23 protein-coding genes are annotated in these 21,841 nt (G+C 66.8%); 8 read left to right on the forward strand and 15 right to left on the reverse strand.

Features of this window, described 5'->3' with window-relative positions; genetic code table 11:
* Nucleotides 1-59: 59 nt before the first annotated feature.
* The 4 genes from fhuE to CR919_RS16585 form a co-directional block, all read right to left on the reverse strand.
* Nucleotides 60-2,219 (reverse strand): ferric-rhodotorulic acid/ferric-coprogen receptor FhuE, encoded by a 2,160-nt coding sequence (gene fhuE, locus CR919_RS16570; protein ID WP_099820945.1) that lies wholly within the window; start codon nt 2,217-2,219, stop codon nt 60-62.
* Between the two features lie 231 nt (nt 2,220-2,450).
* Nucleotides 2,451-2,927: a hypothetical protein gene (locus CR919_RS16575; RefSeq protein ID WP_099820946.1), complete on the reverse strand. Its 477-nt coding sequence runs from the start codon at nt 2,925-2,927 to the stop codon at nt 2,451-2,453.
* 109 nt (nt 2,928-3,036) lie between these two features.
* Nucleotides 3,037-3,588 (reverse strand): M23 family metallopeptidase, encoded by a 552-nt coding sequence (locus tag CR919_RS16580; protein WP_099820947.1) that lies wholly within the window; start codon nt 3,586-3,588, stop codon nt 3,037-3,039.
* Nucleotides 3,589-3,674: 86 nt separating this feature from the next.
* Nucleotides 3,675-4,157 carry an Lrp/AsnC family transcriptional regulator gene (locus tag CR919_RS16585; RefSeq protein WP_099820948.1) on the reverse strand — a complete coding sequence of 161 codons (483 nt, stop codon included), beginning with the start codon at nt 4,155-4,157 and terminating at the stop codon, nt 3,675-3,677.
* A gap of 72 nt (nt 4,158-4,229) precedes the next feature.
* Between CR919_RS16585 and CR919_RS16590 the strand changes: the two genes are divergently transcribed.
* Nucleotides 4,230-5,105 (forward strand): EamA family transporter, encoded by an 876-nt coding sequence (locus CR919_RS16590; protein ID WP_099820949.1) that lies wholly within the window; start codon nt 4,230-4,232, stop codon nt 5,103-5,105.
* Between the two features lie 160 nt (nt 5,106-5,265).
* On the opposite strand, the gene CR919_RS16595 is transcribed toward CR919_RS16590, so the two are convergent.
* The 4 genes from CR919_RS16595 to CR919_RS16610 form a co-directional block, all read right to left on the reverse strand.
* Entirely contained in the window at nt 5,266-6,003 is a 738-nt protein-coding gene (locus CR919_RS16595) for an endonuclease/exonuclease/phosphatase family protein (protein ID WP_218946652.1), read from the reverse strand.
* A 52-nt stretch (nt 6,004-6,055) separates the two neighbouring features.
* Complete coding sequence (locus tag CR919_RS16600; protein WP_099820950.1) at nt 6,056-6,871, reverse strand: thiol:disulfide interchange protein DsbA/DsbL; 816 nt, start codon at nt 6,869-6,871, stop codon at nt 6,056-6,058.
* Nucleotides 6,872-6,977: 106 nt separating this feature from the next.
* On the reverse strand, nt 6,978-7,628 hold the full coding sequence (locus CR919_RS16605; protein ID WP_099820951.1) for a thiol:disulfide interchange protein DsbA/DsbL: 651 nt from the start codon (nt 7,626-7,628) through the stop codon (nt 6,978-6,980).
* 106 nt (nt 7,629-7,734) lie between these two features.
* Nucleotides 7,735-8,532, reverse strand: coding sequence for a c-type cytochrome (locus CR919_RS16610; protein ID WP_099820952.1), 798 nt, complete (start codon nt 8,530-8,532; stop codon nt 7,735-7,737).
* Nucleotides 8,533-8,687: 155 nt separating this feature from the next.
* On the opposite strand from CR919_RS16610, the gene yihA reads away from it, so the two are divergent.
* Nucleotides 8,688-9,290 carry a ribosome biogenesis GTP-binding protein YihA/YsxC gene (yihA, locus tag CR919_RS16615; protein ID WP_099821017.1) on the forward strand — a complete coding sequence of 201 codons (603 nt, stop codon included), beginning with the start codon at nt 8,688-8,690 and terminating at the stop codon, nt 9,288-9,290.
* A 118-nt stretch (nt 9,291-9,408) separates the two neighbouring features.
* Here the strand turns inward: yihA and CR919_RS16620 are convergent, their stop codons facing one another.
* The 3 genes from CR919_RS16620 to CR919_RS16640 form a co-directional block, all read right to left on the reverse strand.
* Nucleotides 9,409-10,383: an MBL fold metallo-hydrolase gene (locus CR919_RS16620; RefSeq protein ID WP_099820953.1), complete on the reverse strand. Its 975-nt coding sequence runs from the start codon at nt 10,381-10,383 to the stop codon at nt 9,409-9,411.
* 680 nt (nt 10,384-11,063) lie between these two features.
* Nucleotides 11,064-11,888, reverse strand: coding sequence for a helix-turn-helix domain-containing protein (locus CR919_RS16635; protein ID WP_099820955.1), 825 nt, complete (start codon nt 11,886-11,888; stop codon nt 11,064-11,066).
* Complete coding sequence (locus tag CR919_RS16640; protein ID WP_099820956.1) at nt 11,885-12,589, reverse strand: VIT family protein; 705 nt, start codon at nt 12,587-12,589, stop codon at nt 11,885-11,887. Before CR919_RS16640 ends, CR919_RS16635 begins: the two co-directional genes overlap by 4 nt.
* A gap of 152 nt (nt 12,590-12,741) precedes the next feature.
* Here CR919_RS16640 and CR919_RS16645 point away from each other — a divergent pair, with 152 nt between their 5' ends.
* A complete protein-coding gene (locus tag CR919_RS16645) occupies nt 12,742-14,106 on the forward strand; it encodes a glutamate--cysteine ligase (protein ID WP_099820957.1) in 1,365 nt (454 codons plus the stop codon).
* A gap of 77 nt (nt 14,107-14,183) precedes the next feature.
* Here the strand turns inward: CR919_RS16645 and CR919_RS16650 are convergent, their stop codons facing one another.
* Nucleotides 14,184-15,242: an NAD(P)-dependent alcohol dehydrogenase gene (locus CR919_RS16650; protein WP_099820958.1), complete on the reverse strand. Its 1,059-nt coding sequence runs from the start codon at nt 15,240-15,242 to the stop codon at nt 14,184-14,186.
* 106 nt (nt 15,243-15,348) lie between these two features.
* Between CR919_RS16650 and CR919_RS16655 the strand changes: the two genes are divergently transcribed.
* Complete coding sequence (locus CR919_RS16655; RefSeq protein WP_099820959.1) at nt 15,349-16,233, forward strand: LysR family transcriptional regulator; 885 nt, start codon at nt 15,349-15,351, stop codon at nt 16,231-16,233.
* A 269-nt stretch (nt 16,234-16,502) separates the two neighbouring features.
* Nucleotides 16,503-17,174 carry an SMI1/KNR4 family protein gene (locus CR919_RS16660; protein WP_099820960.1) on the forward strand — a complete coding sequence of 224 codons (672 nt, stop codon included), beginning with the start codon at nt 16,503-16,505 and terminating at the stop codon, nt 17,172-17,174.
* A gap of 147 nt (nt 17,175-17,321) precedes the next feature.
* On the opposite strand, the gene CR919_RS16665 is transcribed toward CR919_RS16660, so the two are convergent.
* Nucleotides 17,322-17,984 (reverse strand): TetR/AcrR family transcriptional regulator, encoded by a 663-nt coding sequence (locus CR919_RS16665; RefSeq protein WP_099820961.1) that lies wholly within the window; start codon nt 17,982-17,984, stop codon nt 17,322-17,324.
* A gap of 75 nt (nt 17,985-18,059) precedes the next feature.
* On the opposite strand from CR919_RS16665, the gene CR919_RS16670 reads away from it, so the two are divergent.
* Complete coding sequence (locus tag CR919_RS16670) at nt 18,060-18,755, forward strand: hydrolase (RefSeq protein ID WP_099820962.1); 696 nt, start codon at nt 18,060-18,062, stop codon at nt 18,753-18,755.
* A gap of 12 nt (nt 18,756-18,767) precedes the next feature.
* Here the strand turns inward: CR919_RS16670 and CR919_RS16675 are convergent, their stop codons facing one another.
* Nucleotides 18,768-19,184 carry a VOC family protein gene (locus CR919_RS16675; protein WP_099820963.1) on the reverse strand — a complete coding sequence of 139 codons (417 nt, stop codon included), beginning with the start codon at nt 19,182-19,184 and terminating at the stop codon, nt 18,768-18,770.
* A 108-nt stretch (nt 19,185-19,292) separates the two neighbouring features.
* The gene (locus CR919_RS16680) at nt 19,293-20,396 is read right to left on the reverse strand and encodes an alkene reductase (protein WP_099821018.1); all 1,104 of its coding nucleotides are present in this window, start codon (nt 20,394-20,396) and stop codon (nt 19,293-19,295) included.
* 131 nt (nt 20,397-20,527) lie between these two features.
* Between CR919_RS16680 and CR919_RS16685 the strand changes: the two genes are divergently transcribed.
* Nucleotides 20,528-21,436 carry a LysR family transcriptional regulator gene (locus CR919_RS16685; protein WP_099820964.1) on the forward strand — a complete coding sequence of 303 codons (909 nt, stop codon included), beginning with the start codon at nt 20,528-20,530 and terminating at the stop codon, nt 21,434-21,436.
* 67 nt (nt 21,437-21,503) lie between these two features.
* Entirely contained in the window at nt 21,504-21,779 is a 276-nt protein-coding gene (locus CR919_RS16690) for a metal/formaldehyde-sensitive transcriptional repressor (protein WP_099820965.1), read from the forward strand.
* Nucleotides 21,780-21,841: the final 62 nt, after the last annotated feature.

The following is a 21,841-nucleotide window of genomic DNA, read 5'->3' on the forward strand; positions in this document are numbered from 1 at the left end:
AAGGCAGCCGAGCATGGGCTCGGCTCTACAGGTGCGGGGCGATCGTGCCCCGCGCCTGCTCAGAACGACCAGGTGAAGGTCAGCGAACCGTTGCGACCATCGCCATACGCACCGTAGCCGGTGATCTGCGAGTAGTACTTCTTGTCCAGGAGGTTGTTGAGGTTGGCCTGCACGCTGAATTCCGGCGAGATGCGGTAGCGCACGAATGCACTGACCAGGGCGTAGCCACTCTGCTCGATACGGCCATAGGCCGGCACCGGGTAGTAGATGCGGTTCTGCCAGTTGGCACCGCCACCGACAGTCAGTTCCTGCAGCGACTGCGGGGTGTAGCTGGTGAACAGCTTCAGTGCGGTCTGCGGCAGATTGGTGTTGATGTCGGCGTCGTTGGCATCCTTGGCCACGTAGCGCGACGCACCGAAGGTGGCATTCCAGCCCGGTGCCAGTTCGCCGTTCAACTCGAACTCGAAGCCACGGCTGACCGTGCCGCGTGCAGCGCGATAGGCAAATTCGTTCTGGCTGCCGGGCACCGGCTCGCCAGTGATCTGGCCGACGTTGTCCTGTTCGATGCGGAACACCGCCAGCGAAGCATTCAGGCGGTTGTCGAACCAGGCGCCCTTGACGCCCACTTCGTAGCTTTTGCCATCCACCGGGTTCAGATAGCTGCCGTTGCGGTCCTTCAGCGTCTGCGGCTGGAAGATCTCGGTGTAGCTGGTGTACGCCGAGTAGGTGTCGTTGATGTCGAACACGAGGCCGGCATACGGCGTGGTTTCCTTGTGCGAGCGGTCGGCGTTCTCGCCTTCGCTCTTCCAGTCGGTGTAGCGTGCGCCGATGATCAGCTTCAACGGGTCGGACAGTGACAACCGTGCGGCGACGTAGCCGGCCTTCTGGGTAATGGTGCCTTCGCTGGCCAGGGCCAATGGGTTCCAGTTCGGCTCACTGATGTTGCCGGTCCAGTTCAGATAGCTGGCAAACGGGTTCCACGGCAGGCCAGCGCCGCCTACCTGATAGTCGCCATAGTTGGCGTACTCGCGCTTGTTGTAGCTCAGGCCGGCCATGAACTGGTGCTCGCGGCCGAACAGCTGGAACGGGCCGTCGACATAGCCATCCACGCCGGTGACCTTGCGCTCGGTGTTGTAGAAGCCGGCTGAGGGCGAAATGCCCGCACCGGTGGTCTTGTCGAAGTTCGACGCGCCGGTGGTCCAGTCGTTGTACGCGGGGTAGAACAGCTTGTCGTCGGCCTTGGTCTGGTCATGCGTGGCGCCGATCTTGAACTTCCAGCCATTGCTGAAGGCGTGCTGCAGGGTGGCGAACGCACGCTTGCTGGTGGTGTCCCAGTAGGTCCAGTTCGGGCTGGCGTTGAACGATTCGTCGTACGGCGTCGCGCTGCCGTCGGAGTACAGCATCGGGAAGCCACCCCAGGTCGCGCCGTTCGCGCGTTTCTGCTGGTAGTCGTAGCCCACGCTGAGCTGGGTATCGGGGGTCAGGTCGGCGTCGATCACCGCATAGCCCAGTGTCTTGCGCTGGTTGTAGCGGTCCATCTGCCCATCGGTGTCCAGGTAGCTGCCGATCACCCGGCCGCGTACGGTGCCGCTGGCGTTGAGTGCGCTGCCCACGTCCACGGTGGTGCGGGTGCGGCCCCAGCTGCCGACGTTCACCGACACGCTGCCGGTCAGCTCGGCGCTGTCGGCGTGCTTGCGGATCAGGTTCACCGATGCCGACGGGTTGCCGGCGCCACTGAGCAGGCCGGTGGCGCCGCGCACCACTTCCACGCGATCGTACAGGGCCAGGTCCAGGCCGGAGTCGCCGTAGCTCCAGTTCTGCACCATCTGCGTGGGCAGGCCATCGAACTGGTACGCATCGATGTAGAAGCCGCGTGCGTAGAACTCGGTGCGCTCGCTGTCCGACTGCGTGCTGGTCACGCCGGTGGTGTTGCCCAGCACGTCGATGATGTCGTCCAGCTGCTGATCTTCGATGCGCTGATGGCTGATGATGCTGACCGACTGCGGGATTTCGCGCGGCGCCAGGTCGAAGCGGGTACCGGCCGAGGTGCGGCGCACCGAGTAGCCTTCCGCACGCTCGCCCTTCACCACGACCTTGTCGAGCGTGGTCGGGTCGGCGGCGGTTTCGGCGAAGGCAGCGGGGGCGGCGGCCAGGCACAGGGCGGAGAGCACCGCTGCGGACAGGCGATGCGGCAGCAGGGGGGAGGTTGAACGGTTCATCAAGGTTCCTGGACGGGCACGTGCGTGCGTCCGACCGGCTTCCCGGATGGTCTGGCGCCGCGGCTGGTGGGGATCTCACGCCGCTGGCGAAGCCCTGCGTTTCAGGGCGGTGGCTGGGCAATGCGAGGACGGACGAACCGTCCTGGCTGCCCGGAAAACGCGAATATCGTAATGGGAATTGTTTCCATTTACAAATGGGCCAGCGGCTGTGCCGCGTTCCGCGCGACAGGACTATTCGTCGGGAGCCAAGCGTTCAGCAAGGATATTCAGGCGCGGCAATTGGCCCTCGATGCCGTCGGCATATTCGATGGAGATCCTCACGTTCCGCTTGAGCCCACGGATGTCGGACACATGGATCCTGCCGGTCAGGTACTCGGGCGTGGTACGCACCGGTCCGGCATAGCGGGCGCCGGGGTCCAGGCAGGCCATCGCGCTGCGGATGTTGGCCGAGGCGAATTCGGTGGAGGAATGGGCAAGCAGCCAATCGCAGAAGCGCTTGCCTGCCGGATTGCCCTCGTGCGTGCAGCCCTTGCTCCACGTGTTCCAGTCAGTAACCAGTTCGATCGACTGGCTGGCGCCCACCGGCGTGCTGTTGGCGAAGGCGAGCATCTGCGCGCATATCGGCTCGCGCGGCGCCTGCAGCGTGCTGCAGCCCGTGGCCAGCAGCATGATGGTGATCAGCAGCGGGGTGCGACCAAGTGCGGCCATCGGCGTGCTCTCCCTGTCACTGCGGTTGATGATGGGGGCATGCAGGTGAAGAGTCGAGCTTGCAGAACTGCCTGGCAGCGGTCGGCAACGTGTGACTCTGCGAGGCAGCTCAGCGCAGCAGCGGCAGCGGATCGCGAGCCCCGTCTTTCCCGTAGATGCCCCAATGCAGATGGGGCGGCGTGCCCTTGGCGTTGCCGCTGTCGCCGACATGGCCGAGCAGGTCGCCGGGTTGCACCACCTGTCCGCGCGCCAGGCCATCGGCCCAGTCTTCCAGGTGTGCGTAGTAATAGCGCTCGCGTCCCGGGCCGATGACCCAGACCTGGCGGCCACCGAGGCCGCTGTCGCGGATGTCGGCGACAACACCGGGGGTAGCACTGCGCACCGGCGTGCCGCGCTTGCCGAAGATGTCGATGCCGGCATGGCTGCGGTCGCGACCGCGCGGCGCACCGAAGGTATCGGCGATCTGGCGCGGGCGGACGCCGTCCACCGGCACCGGCAGCTGCGTGGCCGGCGGCATGCGCGAGAGTGTCCACAGCATCTTCGGTGCGGCGGCCCACGGGCTGTTCCAGAAGGCCATCGCCGCGATGATGGCAATGGCCAGGCAAAGGCCACGCAGGAGCCAGCGGCGCAGGCGATGGGCGGGCGAGTGCAGTGTATTCATGGTCTCCGAACGTAGAGTCGAGCCATGCTCGACGGCTTCGGTTCTTGGGGATACGCCAGGGAAAAGCAGTCGAGCATGGCTCGACTCTACAGAAGCGCTGCCAACGGCACGTCGAAGCCGCGCTTCAACGTGCCCAGCGCCACCGACGTGCGGAAGCGCTCGATGTTGTCATCGGCACCGAACAAGCGCTCGGTGATCGCCTCGTACTCTTCCATCGATGCCGCCGAGAGCAGCAGCAGGAAATCGCCATCACCGGTGATCGAGTAACACTGCTGCACGGCAGGATCGTCCTGCACGCGGCGGCGGAACGGGGCGACCTTTTCGCGCTGCTCGCTGACCACGCGCACCTCGACGATGATGGTCAGCGGCCGGCCGATCTTCGCGGCATCGATCACCGCCACATTGGCGGCGATCACGCCGCTGTCCTGCAGGCGCTTGATCCGCCGCTGCACGGCCGGGGTCGACAGGTGCACGGCTTCGGCGATCTGCCGCTGCGGCAGGGTGTTGTCCTGCTGCAGCAGGGCGAGGATGGCGCGGTCGAAGCTGTCCAGCACGGGGGCGGTGGCCATGGTGAGCAGAAGTTGCACGGACGGGCCGTCAATTGAGCCAAGTGCTCGCCGCCGGCGCAATAGACTGGCGGCATGCAGACTTCTCGAATCGCGCTGATGTTGCCGGCGCTGGCGGTGCTCGGCTCGGTCACCGCACTGGCCATCGGTACCTCCTATGCCAAGCAGCTGTTTCCGTTGATCGGTGCGCAGGGCACCAGCGCGCTGCGCGTGGGCTTCTCGGCGCTGTTGCTGCTGCTGTTCTGGCGGCCGTGGCGCTGGAAGACCAGCCGCGTGGATGCGATCACGATCCTGCGCTACGGCCTCACCCTGGGCCTGATGAACCTGTTGTTCTACATGGCCTTGCGCACGATCCCGTTCGGCATCGCGGTGGCCATCGAATTCACTGGCCCGCTGACGGTGGCGATGCTGTCGTCGCGACGGCCGATCGATTTCCTCTGGGTGGGCTGTGCGGCGGTCGGGCTGCTGTTGCTGCTGCCGATCGGCGGCGGCCCGGCACTGGACCCGGTGGGCGTGCTGTACGCCATGGGCGCGGCGGCCTGCTGGGGCCTGTACATCGTGTTCGGCAAGCGCGCCGGCCACCTGCACGCGGGGCATTCTGTGTCGCTGGGGCTGCTGGCTGCGTCGCTGGTGGTGGTGCCGGTGGGCGTGGTGCATGCCGGCGCGGCGTTGCTGGAGCCGAAGATCCTGCTGGCCGGGCTGGTGGTGGCGCTGGTGTCCAGCGCGATCCCGATGTCACTGGAGATGATGGCGCTCAAGCGCCTGCCGAAGGAGACCTTCGGGATCCTGATCAGCATGGAACCGGCAGTGGCCGCGCTGTGGGCGATGCTGCTGCTGCACGAGCACCTGCATGGCCTGCAGTGGCTGGCCATCGGCTGCACGGTGCTGGCTTCGGTGGGCAGCACGATGACGGCAAGGCGGTTGAAGGTGCCGGTGGCGCAGGCGGGGTAGCGCGGGCCAGGCCCGGCGGAGAGCGTGCGGACCAACGGTCCGCACCCACCAGGTCAGCCTGCCAACGGGGTCTGCACCCACCAGGGTAGCGTGCCAACCAAGGTTGGCCCCTACCAGGGTCGGTAGCGCCGGGCCATGCCCGGCGAGCGCAGCGGCAGCGTTAGCGCAGGGCGTCGGCGGGGACGTCGATCGCCATCGCCAGGGCCAGATGGTCGGAGAACGCGGCCGGCACCGCTTCCACATTGCGGGTCTGCAGACCGCTGCTGACCAGGATGTGGTCGATGGCGCGGTCGGGGCGCCAGCTGGGGAAGGTCGGCACGATGCAGCCCGGCGGCTGCAGGCGGGTCTTCTGGTACAGCACCTGCATTTCCGGCCGTTCGGCCAGGCAGTTGAAGTCGCCCATCAGCACCGCATTGGGATGGTCGGACAACAGCTCGGCGATGAAACCGAGCTGGGCCATCCGCGAACCTGCGCCCAGCGACAGATGCGCTACCGCAACCGCCAGGCCATCACGACCATCGCCGAACTTGGCCAGCAGCACGCCGCGCCCGCCGATACGGCCGGGCAGGGCGTGGTCCTGCACTTCCACCGGTTCCAGCTTGCTCAGCAGGCCGTTGGCGCTGGAGGCGACGCCGCCCATGCGCCGGTTCGGCTGGTGGCTCCAGTAATTGAAGCCGGCGCGCTGGGCCAGGTAATGGGTCTGGTTGGTGAAGCCCGAGCGCAGGCTGCCGGGGTCGGCCTCCTGCAGGCCGACGATGTCATGACCGCGCGCCAGAGTGGCAATCGCGTCAAGGCTGCTGCGCTTGCGACCCGCCGGCAGCGCATGTGACCAGCTGCGGGTCACATAGTCGCTGTAGCGGCGGGTACTCGAGCCGGCCTGGATGTTGGCCGTCAGCAAGCGCAGGGTCCGTGTTGTGGGGGAAGTCACGGCCGGGAAAACGTCTCTTTGATCAGTGAGCCTGGGCCGCACCGCGTTCGCGGGCGATCAGGTGGTCGGCAATGCGCAGCATGTCCGGGAAGCTCTTGCCCTTTACCAGGTACTTGCCGTTGACGATGATCGACGGCGTGCCGCTGATCTGGCTGCGCTGGGCGAACTGCTTGGCCGAGTTGGTCTTGGCATTGACCGCGAAGCTGCCCATGGTGGCGGCGAACTGCTTCGGATCGACGCCGTAGGCACCGTAGAACTTGGCGATGTCTTCGACCGAATCAGCACCGCGCTCACCCTTCAGGGTCTTCTGCGAGTGGATGGCCGAGTACAGCGCTTCGTGGGTCTTCTCCTGCACGCCCAGGGTCTGCGCGGCGTAGAAGGCACGGGCGTAGTTGTCCCAGGTGCCGCCGAACATGGCCGGCACGTAGACGAAGTTCACATCGCCCGGCAGGCCAGCCTTCCACGGGCCGACCAGCGGCTGGAACGCGGCACAGGCCGGGCAGACGTAACCGAAGATCTCGACCACTTCGACCTTGCCGGCCGCCGGCTGGAACGGCTGGCCGTTCGGGATCAGCTGGTAATCGGCGCCTTCCACCGGGGCCGGGCCGGTCAGCGCGGCGGTGGTCGGGGCAGGGGCGGCGCTGGCGGCGGTCTTGTCACCTTCGGCAGCCGGTGCAGCGGCTTCGCTGCCTGCCGCCGGCGCGGCCGGTTCGGTGCTGGCCGGGGCCGCGGCCGGTTCTGCCGGGGCGGAGGTATTGGTGGTGCCGTCGTCGGCCTTGCAGGCGGCCAGGATCGGCAGCAGCGCTGCGAGGGCGAGGGCGGCGAAACGGGTCTTCATGGAAACGTCTCCAGCATCTGGAAAGGTGGGGCCGGCGTCAGGCACCGGCCAGAGGGAAATGATGACATGCGGCGGCGACAGCGCCGTGTCGATGGTGTGAGTTGGTTCAGCGGCCGCGGGCAGCGCGGGCCTGGGCGATCAGCGCCGAGGCGATGCGCAGCTGGTCGTCGAAGCTCTTGCCACGCACCAGGTACTGGCCATTGATGATGATGGCCGGGGTGCCCGGCACCTGGGTGCGCTGGGCGAAGGCACGGGCGGCATCGACCTTTTTCTGTACCGCTTCGCCGCGCAGGGCCTGCGTGTAGCGCTCCGGGGTCACGCCGTAGGCCTTGTAGAAGCTGGCGAGCTCATCGGCCGAGACGTTCTGCATCGGCAGCGTGCCGTCATCGTGCAGGGCCTTGAACACGGCGGCGTGGCTGCGCTTGGCTACGCCCACTTCGTCGGCGGCGTAGTAGGCCAGGGCCCAGGCATCCCAGGTACCGCCGAAGGCGGCCGGGACCGGGGTGAAGCGCACGTCGGCCGGCAGCTTGGCGGCCCAAGCAGCCAACTGCGGTTCGAAATGGGCGCAGTGCGGGCAGGTGTAGCCGAACACCTCGACCACTTCGATCTTGCCGGCCAGCGGCTGGAACGGGCCAGGCTGGGCGATGCGCTCGTAGTCTTTGCCTTCGACCAGCGGGGCGTTGGCGGGGGTGGCGGCGCAGGCCGCCAACGGCAGCAGCACCAGCAGGGACAGCAGAAGGCGGGGAATCAACCTCATCGACACGCATCTCCGTTGAAAATGACAACGCCGGCGCAGCCGCCGGCGTGAAGGAAACATACCGCAGCGGCGAGCCGTCGTGGCGACCCGCGCCGACCAGTGGCGGTCAGGGGGCGGCGGCCGGTCGCGTCGAAGCGCCTTCGGCGGCGAGGTCGTCGGCCTTGTTGTGCAGGCCCTGCAGGTAGCTGGAAAGGGCCTGCACCTCCTGCTCGGTCAGCTTCTGCGCCACCGTGGCCATGATCTGGAAGTGCGCCTTGTCGGTCTCGTTGGTCTGCCCGGCCTGGTATTCCTGCAGGCGCCGGGCGACATAACTGGCGTGCTGGCCGCCGATGTGCGGGTAGGCCGGGCCGGGGTTGCCGGCGCCGCTGGGGCCGTGGCAGGCCATGCAGGCCGGCAGCCCGCGCTGGGCGTCGCCGCCGCGATAAAGCTGCTGGCCGATCTGGTAGAACTTCATGCCCTTGTACGGGCCCTCGGCCACCAGGGTGTCGTCGGCGATGCCGGCGTTGGCCTTCTGGGTGGCGAAGAATGCACCGATATCGCGCATGTCCTGCGGGGTGAGGTTCTGCACGAACGGCACCATCGCCACGGCGGCGCCGGAACTGCGCTGGCCGTTGGCGATCAGGGCCATCTGCTGGGCGACGTAGCGCTCGCTCTGGCCGGCGATGCTGGGATACATCTCCACCGTGGAATTGCCGTCGGCACCATGGCAGGCGGCACACGCGGTGGCCTTGGTCTGGCCGGCCTTGGCATCGCCCCAGGTGGTCTTGCTGAAATCCACCTCGAGCGAGGCGGTCCTGATCGGGCCGTTGTCGGGCAGCGGGGTCAGCGTGGTCTGCGCGAAGGCAGCAGCGGCAACAACGGCAGTAGCAAGGGCGGATACGGCAAGAACGCGAGCGTGGCGCATGCTGAAGCTCCGTATGGACCGGCCGGGCGGCGGCGGCCGGCATCGCCCGGATTATCAACGCCGTTTCCGTACACGGTCAACGCAGCAGTGCAGCATTTTCCCGCTGGAAGGCCCCGGGCCGGGCGCGCGGCGCCGCAACATGCGATCCTATGCGCATGTCATTGCTCATCGAACGCGCCCAATACCACCTCTCTGCCCACAACATGGGGCAGCTGCCGCCCGATGAAGGTTCCGAAGTGGCCTTTGCGGGTCGCTCCAACGCCGGCAAGTCCAGCGCGCTCAACGCGCTGACCCGCCAGAACAGCCTGGCCCGGGTCTCCAAGACCCCTGGCCGGACCCAGCAGCTGGTGTTCTTCCAGGTTACCCCGGACGCCCATCTGGTCGATCTGCCCGGTTACGGCTACGCCAAGGTGCCGCTGGACCTGCAGGCGCACTGGCAGGCCTTCATCGACCGCTACTTCCGCACCCGCGATGCCTTGAAGGGCCTGGTGGTGGTGATGGACATCCGCCATCCGCTGAAGGACTACGACCGGCAGATGCTGGCCTACGCCGTGCAGCGTGGCCTGCCGGCGCATGCGCTGCTGACCAAGGCCGACAAGCTGAGCCGCAGCCAGCAGATGCAGACCCTGCAGAAGGTACGCAAGGAACTGCATTCGTCGTTCGGCGATACGGTCAGCGTGCAGGTGTTCTCTGGCGCCGCCCGTACCGGCGTGGATGAAGCCCGCGGCATCATCGGCGGTTGGCTGGGGCTGGAATAAGGAACAGGGCGCCGGGCCTTGCCCGGCGACACTTTTGTAGAGCCGAGCCCGCGCTCGGCTGCCGCGCGTAGCGCGGCGAGACCCTGATGGCCGAGCACGGGCTCGGCTCTACACGGGGTCATTTCAACGGCGAGAACTCCGCCGGCACCCACGCATAGGCCTTGCCCTCGCTGCGTACGTGACCCAGCCCGGGGAAGGGCAGGTGCGCGCCGGCCACCCACCAGCCCTTGGCGGTGGCTTCCTGCAGCACGCTGCGACGGCTGGCCGTAGCCGCCTTGCGGTCCGAATCGGCCTCGAATGCCGCTTCCGGGTGCGCGAACTGCACGGCATGGAAATGCAGCACGTCGCCCCACACCAGCAGTGACTGCCCCTGGCTGTCGAAGCGATAGGACACATGCCCCGGCGTGTGGCCGTGGGTATCCATCGCCACCGCGTGGCCGGGCAGGGCGTCGCCAGGCTGGAAGGTGTGCAGGCGACCGGCGGTCTGGTACGGCGCCACCGCATTGCGTGCCAGCGCGAAGGCGAAGCGCACGCCTTGCGGCGCCGTGGCTTCGCTGGCCGGGTCGAGCCAGTAGCGGGCATCGGCCTTGGACAACCACACCGTCGCATTCGGATAGGCAGGCTTGCCCTGCGCATCGAGGATGCCGCACAGGTGATCGGGATGGGCGTGGGTCAGCAGCACCTCATCGATCTCGGCCGGGTCCACGCCCGCCGCACGAAGGTTGCCCAGCACCTGGCCCTGGTCAGGGCCGAAGCACTGCGCGGTGCCGGCATCGACCAGGGTCAGGTGCTTGCCCTGACGCACCAGGAAGGCGTTGATCGCGGTCTGCAGGCCTTTCTTGTCTTCGGGCACGTAGCGGCCTTCGAGCAGGCGGCTGACCAGGGTTGGCGGCACATCCACCACTTCCTGCCGGCCGAGCGCGACCACGCCATCGAACAGGGCGGTGACCTGCAGCGCACCGATGCGCTGGTGCTGCACGCCCGGCACCTGTTGGGTGGGAGCGGGCGAGGTGGCCTCGGCCAGCGCGGCCAGCGGCAGGGAGGACAGGGCCAGCAGCAGGGCGGTGCGCAGCGGCAGGTGGCGCAGGGTCATGGTGGTTCTTCTCGATGCGTGATGGGCAGGCCCGGTGCGCACAGCGTGCCGCGTTGCGCGTGCGTGCGGCGCTCAAACCACTGCGCGGAATGCTCAAGGGGGGTTATCGGCAGGGCTGCGCCCTGCACCCGCAGAAGCAACAGCAACGGCAACGGCAACGGCCGGAGCAACAGCAGAAGCGGGCTTCCTGTGGGGAGGCGGGGTGGGTCCGGTTGCGGGGGACGCTGCAAGTACGTCCCTGTAAGCTCGGTCGCGCCATCCATGGCGCTTACGCCCCCGCAACCGGACCCACCCCGCCTTCGACAGATTTCCGCGATCCGTTGGGATGGCATGACCTGCTCTTGGTGGGTGTCGACCTTGGTCGACACATGGATCCACGCCGTGCGTGGATGCTCTTCGAATTCAATTCGGAATCATCGAAATGAATCGAATGGAATTGGAGGAAATCATCCACGCATGGCGTGGATCTACTGGGTCACCGGGAAACTGTCAGGGGTGGGGCGGTGTCGGAGTGCGGGGTGTCAGCCGCATGGATGCGGCTGCCAAGCCTACAGGGACGTACTTGCGGCGTCCCCGCACTCCGACACCGCCGCGCCATCCCACGGAATGCACGCTGTTGCTGTTGCTTCGGCTGTTGCCATTGCCTCTGCGGGTGCAGGGCGCAGCCCTGCCGAACACCCCTAGATGTCGCTAGGAGCGAGCCCGTACTGCTCGGCGAAGCGCTTGCTGAAGCTCGCTGCAGAACGATACCCCGCGCGCGCGGCCACGGTCTTCAGCGGCAGATCGGTGGTGTACAGCAGCTGCATGCCGTGGGCCAGGCGCGCTTCGGTCAACAGCTGGCGCAGGCTGGTGGCTTCAGCCGCCAACCGCCGCCGCAGGGTCGCACCGCTCAGCGCGAAGTGTGCTTCAACGTCGCGCGACTGCCAGTCGCGTGCCGGTTCGGCGGCGATGCGGTCGCGGATCTGTTCGCCCAGCGTCGGTGCGTGCGGCAACAACAGGTTGCCGTGGCCCTGCCGGCACCACGCCAGCACCAGCGTGGCCAGCGCCAGCCGTGCTTCGCTGTAGCGGCCATCCTGCAACGACTGCCGCCAGCTGCGCAGCGCCGTGGCGTGATCGTTCAACGCCTGCCGTGCCAGCGTCGGTCCGGCCGTCGGCAAGGCTTCGCTCCACAGCGTGCGCGCCGCCGCCAGTACTTCCGTGCACAGCGGCACGATCGCGCTGAGGTAGCGGCCGGTCTGCGGGTCGGGTGTGTTGACCACGTCGATGCGGCAACGCTGGGTGATCAGCAGGATGTCGCCCGGGACGAAGGTCAGTGACTGGTGTGCGGTACGCACCTGCTTGCGGCCTTCCAGCAGGATCGCGAACTGCGGCTGCGGTATCTCCACCGAGCTGGCGCCATGCTCGCGGCGGGCGGTGATGCAGGCGTAGCCTTCGGCGCGTTGGCAGCCGGCCAGGCTGGCCATCTCCGCCAGCAGGGCGGTGGCGGTTGGGGGCATGCCGGTCATACGACGTGCGCGCCGAGCAGGCGGCCGACACCCGCTGCGGCTGCCATCGCCAGCGCACCCCAGAACATCACGCGCAGGGCACCGCGCATCGGTGATGCACCCCCGGCCCACGCCGCCATCGCGCCGGTCAGGCACAGGCCGGCCAGCGTGCTGACCGTCGTGGCGGTGGCGACGGTCTGTACCGGTGCCAGCAGCGCGGTCAGCACCGGCAGGGCAGCACCACAGGTGAAGGCACCGGCCGAGGCCAGTGCGGCCTGCAGCGGCCGCGCCCGCAGTTCATCGGTGATACCCAGTTCGTCGCGTGCATGGGCGCCCAGCGCGTCGTGGGCGGTCAGCTGCTCGGCGACCTGGCGCGCCAGCGCAGGCTCCAGGCCGCGGCGGCGGTAGATCGCGGTCAGCTCGTCCAGTTCGCTGTGCGGGTCTTCGTGCAGCTCGCGCTTCTCCATCGCCAGATCGGCATTCTCGGTATCGGCCTGGGTCTGCACCGACACATACTCGCCGGCGGCCATCGACATCGCACCGGCCACGGTGCCGGCCACGCCGGTGGCCAGGATCGTGCTGGCCGAGGCGCCGCTGGCAGCAACGCCGACCACCAGGCCGGCCACCGAGACGATGCCATCGTTGGCGCCCAGCACGGCGGCACGCAGCCAGCCGACGCGGTCGGCGCGATGCAGTTCAGGATGTCGTGAATGGCGGCTCATGGCCCTGAGTGTACGAGGGTCAAGAGGGCGTCGGTAGGATGCTGAAACCCGTCACCGTCGCATGACGTAACGAGCCGCCACGCTATAGTGCGCCCTTGCGATGCAAGGCTCCCAGCCCCACATCCCCTGCCACCGTCCAGCGAGCCACCCCCTTGTCGAGCCCCAGCCACGTCGCCGATACGCCCATTACCGACCGCGCGCAACTTGTGGCGGAGATCGCCTCCGGCGAGAAGCCCCGTTCGCAGTGGCGCATCGGTACCGAGCACGAGAAGTTCGGGTTCCGCCTGGATGACCTGCGTCCGCCGACCTTCGATGGCGATCGCGGCATCGAGGCACTGCTCAACGGCCTGGTCCGTTTCGGCTGGACGCCGGTGCAGGAAAACGGCAATACCATCGCCCTGCTGCGTGATGGCGCCTCGGTGACGCTGGAACCCGCGGGCCAGCTGGAGCTGTCCGGTGCGGCGCTGGAGACCATCCACCAGACCTGCGTGGAAACCGGCACCCACCTCAATGAAGTGGCGCAGGTGGCCGGCGAACTGCAGCTGGGCTTCCTCGGCATGGGCTTCCAGCCGAAGTGGACGCGCGATGAAATGCCGTGGATGCCCAAGGGCCGCTACAAGATCATGCGTTCGTACATGCCCAAGGTCGGTTCGCTGGGCCTGGACATGATGACCCGCACCTGCACCGTGCAGGTGAACCTGGATTACGCCAGCGAAGCGGACATGGTGAAGAAGTTCCGCGTGTCGTTGGCACTGCAGCCGATCGCCACCGCCCTGTTCGCCGACTCGCCGTTCACCGAGGGCAAGCCGAACGGCTACCTCAGCTACCGCTCGCACATCTGGACCGACACCGATGCCGACCGTACCGGCATGCTCGACTTCGTGTTCGAGGACGGCTTCGGTTACGAGCGCTACGTCGACTACCTGCTCGACGTGCCGATGTATTTCTCCTACCGCGACGGCATCTATCACGATGCCAGCGGGCAGAGCTTCCGCGATTTCATGCAGGGCAAGCTGCCGGTACTGCCGGGCCAGCTGCCGACGCTGCGCGACTGGTCGGACCACACCACCACCGCGTTCCCGGAAGTACGCCTGAAGAAGTACCTGGAAATGCGCGGTGCCGATGGTGGCCCGTGGAGCCGCCTGTGCGCGCTGCCGGCCTTCTGGGTGGGTCTGCTGTACGACGACACCGCACTGGATGCGGCGTGGGACCTGGTGCGCGACTTCAGCCTGGTTGAACGCCATGCGCTGCGTGATGGGGTGCCCAAGCATGCGATGAACCTGCCGTTCCGCAATGGCACCGTGCGCGATCTGGCGCGCGAAGCGGTGAAGATTTCCGTGGAAGGGCTGAAGCGCCGTGCGGCGCACAATGCCGATGGCCAGGATGAAAGCAAGTTCCTGGACGTGCTGCAGGAAATCGTCGAGTCCGGCCTGACCCCGGCCGAGCGCAAGCTGGCGCTGTTCCATGGCCGCTGGCACGGCGATGTGGATCCGGTGTTCCGCGAGTTCGCTTACTGACGCGGGCCCGGCGCTACCGTCAGGAATGAAAAAACCCCGGCATTGCCGGGGTTTTTCGTTTCCACATCCGCCTTGGATCAGGCGGCGTTGTTCATCGTCGCCATGTCGATCACGAAGCGGTAGCGCACATCGTTCTTCGCCATGCGCTCCCAGGCTTCGTTGACGTTCTTGATGTCGATCATCTCGACGTCGCTGACGATGCCGTGCTCGGCACAGAAGTCCATCATTTCCTGGGTTTCGGCCATGCCGCCGATCGCCGAGCCGGTCAGGTGCTTGCGACCGAAGATCACGCTGCCACCGGTCAGCGGCGGGTCCAGTTCGGTCAACACGCCGACCAGGCACATGGTCGCCTCACGCTTGAGCAGGCCCATGTACGGGTTGGTGTCATGGCCGACCGGGATGGTGTTGAGCAGGAAGTCGAAGCTGCCGGCGTGCGCCTTCATCTGCGCGGCATCACGCGAGACCAGCACTTCGTCGGCGCCCAGGCGCTTGGCGTCGGCACCCTTTTCCGGGGTGGTGGTGATCATCACCACGTGCGCGCCGAGTGCCTTGGCGAACTTCACACCCATGTGGCCGAGGCCACCCAGACCGATCACGCCGACCTTCTGGCCCGGGCCGACCTTCCAGTGGCGCAGCGGTGACCAGGTGGTGATGCCCGCGCACAGCAGCGGCGCGGCGGCCTTCAGGTCCAGCGTTTCGGAAACCTTGACCACGAAGCGCTGCTCGACCACCACGTGGTCGGAATAGCCGCCGTAGGTCGGGGCACCGTCGGCGCGTTCACGGCCGTTGTAGGTCCAGGTGGCACCTTCGGCGCAGTACTGCTCCAGATCGTGTTCGCAGGCATCGCAGTGGCGGCAGGAGTCGACCATGCAGCCGACGCCGGCGTGGTCGCCGACCTTGAAGCGGGTGACCTCGCTGCCGACTTCGGTAACGCGGCCGATGATCTCGTGGCCCGGCACCATCGGGTAGATCGAGCCACCCCAGTCGTCGCGGGCCTGGTGCAGGTCGGAATGGCAGATGCCGCTGTACAGGATCTCGATGCGCACATCGTTCGGGCCGACCGCGCGGCGCTCGAACTCGAAGGGTACCAGCGGGTCGGTATGGGTATGGGCGGCGTAACCACGGGCGAGGGACATGGGGAATCCTTGGCGGGTTTGTCGAAAGGCGTTTTACAATACGCCCCGTACCGCAAGGTAAGAAGCGCATATATCGGCATGATTCATCAAGGCAGACTGCACAATCATGGCCACTGACAATCTGTCCCACCTGGCCGCCTTCGCCGCGGTCGCCCGCCACCGCAGCTTCCGCCGCGCCGGCGCCGAACTGGCCCTGTCGACCTCGGCGGTGAGCTATGCGATCCGCGCGCTGGAGGAACGGCTGGGGGTGGGCCTGTTCCACCGGACCACCCGCAGCGTGGCCCTGACCGAAGCCGGACAACGGCTGCTGGAGCGCCTGCAGCCGGCGCTGGGCCAGGTGCACGATGCGCTGGAAGAAATGAATCACTTCCGCGCGGTTCCGGCCGGCCTGCTGCGGATCAACGCGACGCGGGCGGCGGTGGCGACCCAGTTGGGGCCGCGTCTGGCGCGTTTCCTGCACGCGCATCCGGATGTACGGGTGGAGCTGACCGAGAACGATGGTCTGGTCGATATCGTTGCCGAGGGTTACGACGCCGGCGTGCGCTTGCACGAGTTCGTGCCCGAGGACATGGTGGCGGTGCCGATGGGGCCGCCGCTGCGCGGCTTGATCGTGGGCTCGCCCGAGTACCTGCGACGCCGGCCGGCACCGCAGCATCCGCGCGACCTGGTCGCGCATGAGTGCGTGCGTTTCCGCTTCGCCAGCGGCCATCTGTACAAGTGGCAGTTCGAGCGCGAGGGCCAGACCCTGGAGATCGACGTGCCGGGGCGGCTGACGCTGTGCGAGCAGGGCACCGTGGTTGGCGCGGTACTCGATGGCATCGGCCTGGCCTATGTGCTGGAAGACACCGCGCGCCCGTATCTGGACGATGGCCGACTGGTGGCGGTGCTGGAAGACTGGAGCGAACCGTTCGCCGGGTTTGCGTTGTACTACCCGAAGCAGCGGCAGATGCCCGGTGCGTTGCGTGCGTTCGTGGATATGCTGCGCGAGTGAATGGTGGTGGGTCGCATCCACGCATGGCGTGGATCTACTGACCATCGCCGCATGCCCACTTTGACCCCGCCACGCGTGGATGCCGTTGCACAGTAGATCCACGCCATGCGTGGATGGCGTTGCACAGTAGATCCACGCCATGCGTGGATGCCGTTGCACACAGTAGATCCACGCCATGCGTGGATGCCGTTGCACACAGTAGATCCACGCCATGCGTGGATGGTGCAGGCACGCGCTAAGGTAACCACCCTCATCCAACAAGGACGTCCATGAGCACGCTCGCCGATCTCGAACAGGCCTCCGGCCAAGCCTTTCCGCCGCTGTTCCACCAGCTCGTCGCAGGCAACCACTTCAGCTGGGGCGAACAGGGGCCGCGCTGGTACCGTGAGGTGTTCCCGCAGCTACAGGCACAGCCGCCGGTGCTGCTGTACGCGAACGAGTACGAACCGATCGAGCCCGATGAACTGCGCGCGGCCTGGGAAGACCTGACCGCCGAAGATCACTACAACCCGTTGCGTGAAGACCTGAAGCTGCTGCCGTTCGCACGCACCGGCGCCGGCGACAACTATTGCTTCTGGACCAACGCACCAGGCTTCGCGGAGCCGCCGGTACTGCTGGTCTGGCACGACGATGATCGCGCCGACCTGGTGGCGGCGAACCTCCAGGATTTCCTGTTCCGCAAGATGGCCGAAGCGGTGGTTGGACTGGATGAAGATGATTCGCTGCTTTCGGAAGGCGATATCGGTGCGAACCTGCAGGCCTGGCTGTCCACTCATCGCGATTGGTTGCGTGGGGATCAGGTGGCTGCGCTGGAAGCGCTGTTCGCGCGCGTGGATGACATTGCCCGCGGTGACATCAGTGAAGAGGACATACAGGCAGTGTTGAAGCCGCTGATCGGCTTTGAGCGGATGGACAGCAGAATGCCGTACGTACGGGATTGAGCTGCGCGGGTGCACGGCATCGATCCGAAGCCACGCATGGCGTGGCTCTACTGCCGGGTCCTTCCTGCGGCGCGATGGATGAGTGCCGACCAACGGTCGGCCTCCACCTTCTGGCAGCAACGCCCTGCCATGCCTGGATGGCGCCTGCTACGCAGCCCGCAGCATCGGCTCCATCAACTGTAGGCAGTCACGCAGATGCGCATCCACCGATGCGTCTTCGGCAACCACACCGATGGCGCGCTCGCGCAGGGGTTCGGCCACGGCCATGGACAGCACCAGACGCGCCATCCGTTCTGGATCACCGGCACGCAGCAGGCCGCGTTGCTGCTGCCGCGCCAGCCAATCGGCCAGCAGTGCGCGGCCGCGACCGATGCCGTTGTCGAGGTAGGCCCGCAGCAGCGCGTCCTTGCCCGGGAAGTCGGTGGTCAACAGCCGGAACACCCGCACCGCCTGTGCTGACAATGCCTGCGCGCATACCGCCTGCAGGATGTCGTGCAGCAGCGGCAGCACGTCTTCGGCGTGGCGGGCATCACGTTGCAGCTGCGGTGCGAAGCCATCGGTCCACTCGCGCACCGCCAGGCCTACCAGCTCATCACGGTTGCCGGCATGCCGGTACACCGTCTTCTTGGCCACGCCGGCATGCGCGGCGACCGCCTCAATGGTGGTCGCTTCATAGCCCTGCGCCAGCAGCAGATCCAGCGTCGCCTGCAGCACGGCATGGCGGACGTCGGCCTCTGGCCGTGCTGGACGCCCGCGGCGACGGGGTGGTGCGATCGGATCAGGAGGCGCAGTAGCGATCATTGCGCACATTCTAGCGCATTTCGATAATTGCGAAACGGAATGCGTTTCCGTATTGTCCGGGCTTCACCTCCCCAAGGATTCACCATGGACACCGTCGCCAACGCTCACGCCTGGCTGGACCACCACGATCTGCTCGACCCGGCGCCGATGCACCTGGAAACCGGCATCCAGCGCCGTGAAGACGGCACCCTGCTGGTCGCAGTGCGCACCGATCTGCATGGCTGCAAGGGCCGCATGCTGGACTGGTGGTTCACCTTCTTCGAGACCACCCAGCACATCCGCTGGTGGCACCCGCTGGACCATGTCGAGCATCGTGGCTGGGACGCGGCCTGGCAGCGTGGGCGCAGTTACCATGGCGCCAGCATCCATGCGGTGGAATCGCTGGCCGACATTCCGCCGGTGGCGGCACGCCTGAAGTTCCATGATCCGCGCACGCTGCTCACACCTGGGCGTCTGCAGACGGCGCAGGATGCGGGCGATGTCTCGGCGGTGATTGCCGCACGCATCGGTTTTGGTGACCACGTTCGTCTGGACGCACACGGTGATCCCTGCGACGGGCAGATGCTGCACGTCGCGCGCGATACGCCGTTCGGCTGCGTGCTGCGCAGCCGCTTCGTGCTGGGCCTGGACACTGAAGATCCGCAGCGCGATGCCAGCGATGCGATCGGCCTGGGTCTGCTAAAGCACTGCTATACCGAGTTCAGTTTCCTGTCGCGGCTGCTGCCGTCGCTGTACTACGGCGAGCGCGCCAACGGCGAAGCGGTGCCGCTGCCGTGGTGAGCGGCGCGCCGCTCATTCGACCAGCGCGTCGTAGCCTTCGCCACTGAACTGGATCAGGCAGAAGCCGTGGCCGAAGGGATCGGACAGCACGGCGATGCGGCCCCAGCGACGCTCGCGGACGGACTGCTCGAGCGTCGCCCCTGCCGCAACCACATGCACCACCGCGGCTTCGATGTCATCCACCACCCAGTCCAGATGCAGCGGCGTCCAGTGGCGCTCGTAGTCGCGCACATCGCCGTCTTCGGTCGCTGCGCTGCCGGCGTCGTTCTGCAGCAGGTACAGCGGCGTGGGGCCACCGAGCAGTTCCAGCGCGCCGGTGCCGAGGCGTCGGCCGCTGTGCAGGCCGAAGGCCTGGGTGTAGAAGGCTTCGGCAGCTACAAGATCGGGTACGTCGAGGTTGACGATGAAAGACGCGGCTGAGGGGAGCATGGAGGATGGCCGATGGGATGCCGGACAACGATGCGCTTGCGGTCTGGCTGCAGCAAGGCGCGGCACACCGGCGGCTGCCGATGCACCGCATCCACGCGTGGCGTGGATCTACTGTGCGAGCGGGTAGTCGAGGTAGCCTTCGACGCCGCCACCGTAATAGGTGCTGCGATCGGGCACGGCCAGCGGTACATCGCGCTGCAGGCGCTCGACCAGATCCGGGTTGGCGATGAACGGCTGGCCAAACGCGGCGAGGTCGATGACGCCGTCCTCGACCAGGCGCAGAGCACGCTCACGTGTGAGCCCACCGGCGTGGATCACGGTGCCGCCGTAGCTCTGCTTGAAGGTCTTCAGGAACGCTTCGCCGATGACGGGCGCGCCGCGCAGGTAGTTGTCGTTCAGATGCACATACGCCAGCCCGCGCTTGCCAAGCGCTTCGGCCAGATAAAGATAGCTGGCTTCGTTCTCTGCATAGGCCGGCATGTCGAAGGTCTGGCTGTTCGGCGCCAGGCGCACGCCAATGCGGTGCGCGCCGATGCGCGAGGCCATCGCATCCACGGTGTCCAGGATCAGCCGTGCGCGGTTGCGTAGTGAACCACCGTAGAGATCCTGCCGATCATTGGTGACCGGGTTGAGGAACTGTTCGAACAGATAGCCGTTGGCAGCATGCAGCTCGATGCCATCGAAGCCGGCGGCGATGGCATTTTCAGCGCCGCGTACGAAGTCGCTGACGATACCCGGCACTTCGTCGGTGCGCAGCGCGCGCGGCGGCGTCGGATCGGCATGGCCACGGCTGCCGTCGTCCAGATACACGAACGAGGTGTTCTTCGGATCGCTCGCCACCGGTCGCGTGCCGGCGCTGACCGGCTGGCCGCCGTCGGGCTGCAGCGAGCTGTGTGACATGCGTCCGACGTGCCACAGCTGGGCGAAGATCGCGCCCTGCGCAGCGTGTACGGCGTCGGTGACAAGCTTCCAGCCGGCGACCTGTTCAGCGGACCAGATGCCCGGCACGTCGATATAGCCCTGGCCCTGCGCCGACACCGGCGTGCCTTCGCTGATGATCAGGCCGGCGCTGGCACGTTGCCGGTAGTACTGCGCAGTGAGTTCGTTGGCGACCGCACCGGGGTTGCGGGCGCGGGTCATCGGCGCCATCGCGATGCGGTTGCGCAGTGGTGTTCCGGCCAGGTCGTAGGGGTGGAAGAGGGGAGAGGTCATGTCAGTCATCTCGGAGCGGGGGAGGGCGCCAGCGGCGCGACACCGCCATGATGGAGTTGACATGCAGGCGCATAAAGACGGTAAATTTCCCGTCAAGCGGGACTATCTGTCCCCAATGAGTGAGTCCGCCGATGCTTCCCGTCGAATCCCTGAATGGCCTGGCGACCTTCGTCACCACGGCGCGCTCGGCCACCTTCACCGAAGCGGCCGATGCGCTGGGCATCTCGCGCTCGGCGGTCGGCAAGGCCATTGCCCGGCTGGAAGCGCGGCTGGGGGTGCGCCTGTTCCATCGCACCACCCGGCGCATTGCGCTGACCACCGATGGCGAGGCGTACTACGCCTCGTGCGCGGCGGCGCTGGATGAAATCGCGGCAGCCGAAGCCTGCCTGGGCTCGGCTGCGCATCTGCCGAGCGGCCGCCTGCGCATCGACATGCCGTCCTCGTTCGGGCGGCTGGTGGTGCTGCCGGTGCTGCTGAAAATGTGCCAGCAGTATCCGGACCTGCAGTTGACGATGACCTTCACCGATCACTTCGTCGATCCGCTGGAGGAAGGCATCGACCTGCTGATCCGTTTCGGCGGCCTGCACCATGCCGAGCATCTGGTCGCGCGCAAGCTGGCCAGCCAGCGGCTGGTGACTTGTGCGTCGCCGGCTTACCTGCAGGCCTTTGGTGTGCCGCAGACGCTGGACGAGCTGCGGGGCCATCGCAGCGTGGTCGGCTTCCGTCATGGCCAGTCGGTGGCATGGCGGATCGGCAGCGAGGGCACCAACGGCAGCTTCATCCCCAGTGCCACGCACCAGCTCAACGATGGCGATGCCGTGATCGAGGGTGCCATCGCCGGGTTGGGAATCTGCCAGATGCCGATGTCACTGGTGCGTCATCATCTGGAATCGGGTGCATTGCAGTCGGTGATGGACCATTGCACGCAGCATCACGTGGATATCCACGCGCTATGGCCGCAGACCCGGCACCTGCGGCCGAAGGTGCGGTACGTGGTGGAGGAGCTGACCCGGTTGGCTGCAGAGGGGGCATTCGATTGATACGGGATTGAGGTGGCGGCAGCTGTCTGTATACTATCCCCCAGTATAGTTCCGAGGCTGGCCTCCCATGCCGCACTCCCCCGACGAAAAAAAGAAGGTGCTCGCCCGCGTGCGCCGCATCCGTGGCCAGTGCGATGCGCTGGACCGCGCGCTGGGAGCCGGCGCCGACTGCGGGCCCGTGCTGCAGCAGATCGCCGCCATCCGCGGGGCGGTCAACGGCCTGATGTCCGAAGTGATGGAAGCGCACCTGCGCGAGGAGTTCGGCCAGCCTGCCGCTTCCGATGAACAACGCGCCGAACGCGTGCGCGACATGAGCGCGTTGATCCGCTCGTACCTGAAATGAACGACGGCGCGACACAGCGCCGCGCATCCTGTTTTCCGCAAGTCCTTTTTGGAGAGTGCCAT

It is taken from the genome of Stenotrophomonas sp. LMG 10879 (genome assembly GCF_002750935.1).
Lineage (GTDB): Bacteria > Pseudomonadota > Gammaproteobacteria > Xanthomonadales > Xanthomonadaceae > Stenotrophomonas > Stenotrophomonas lactitubi_B.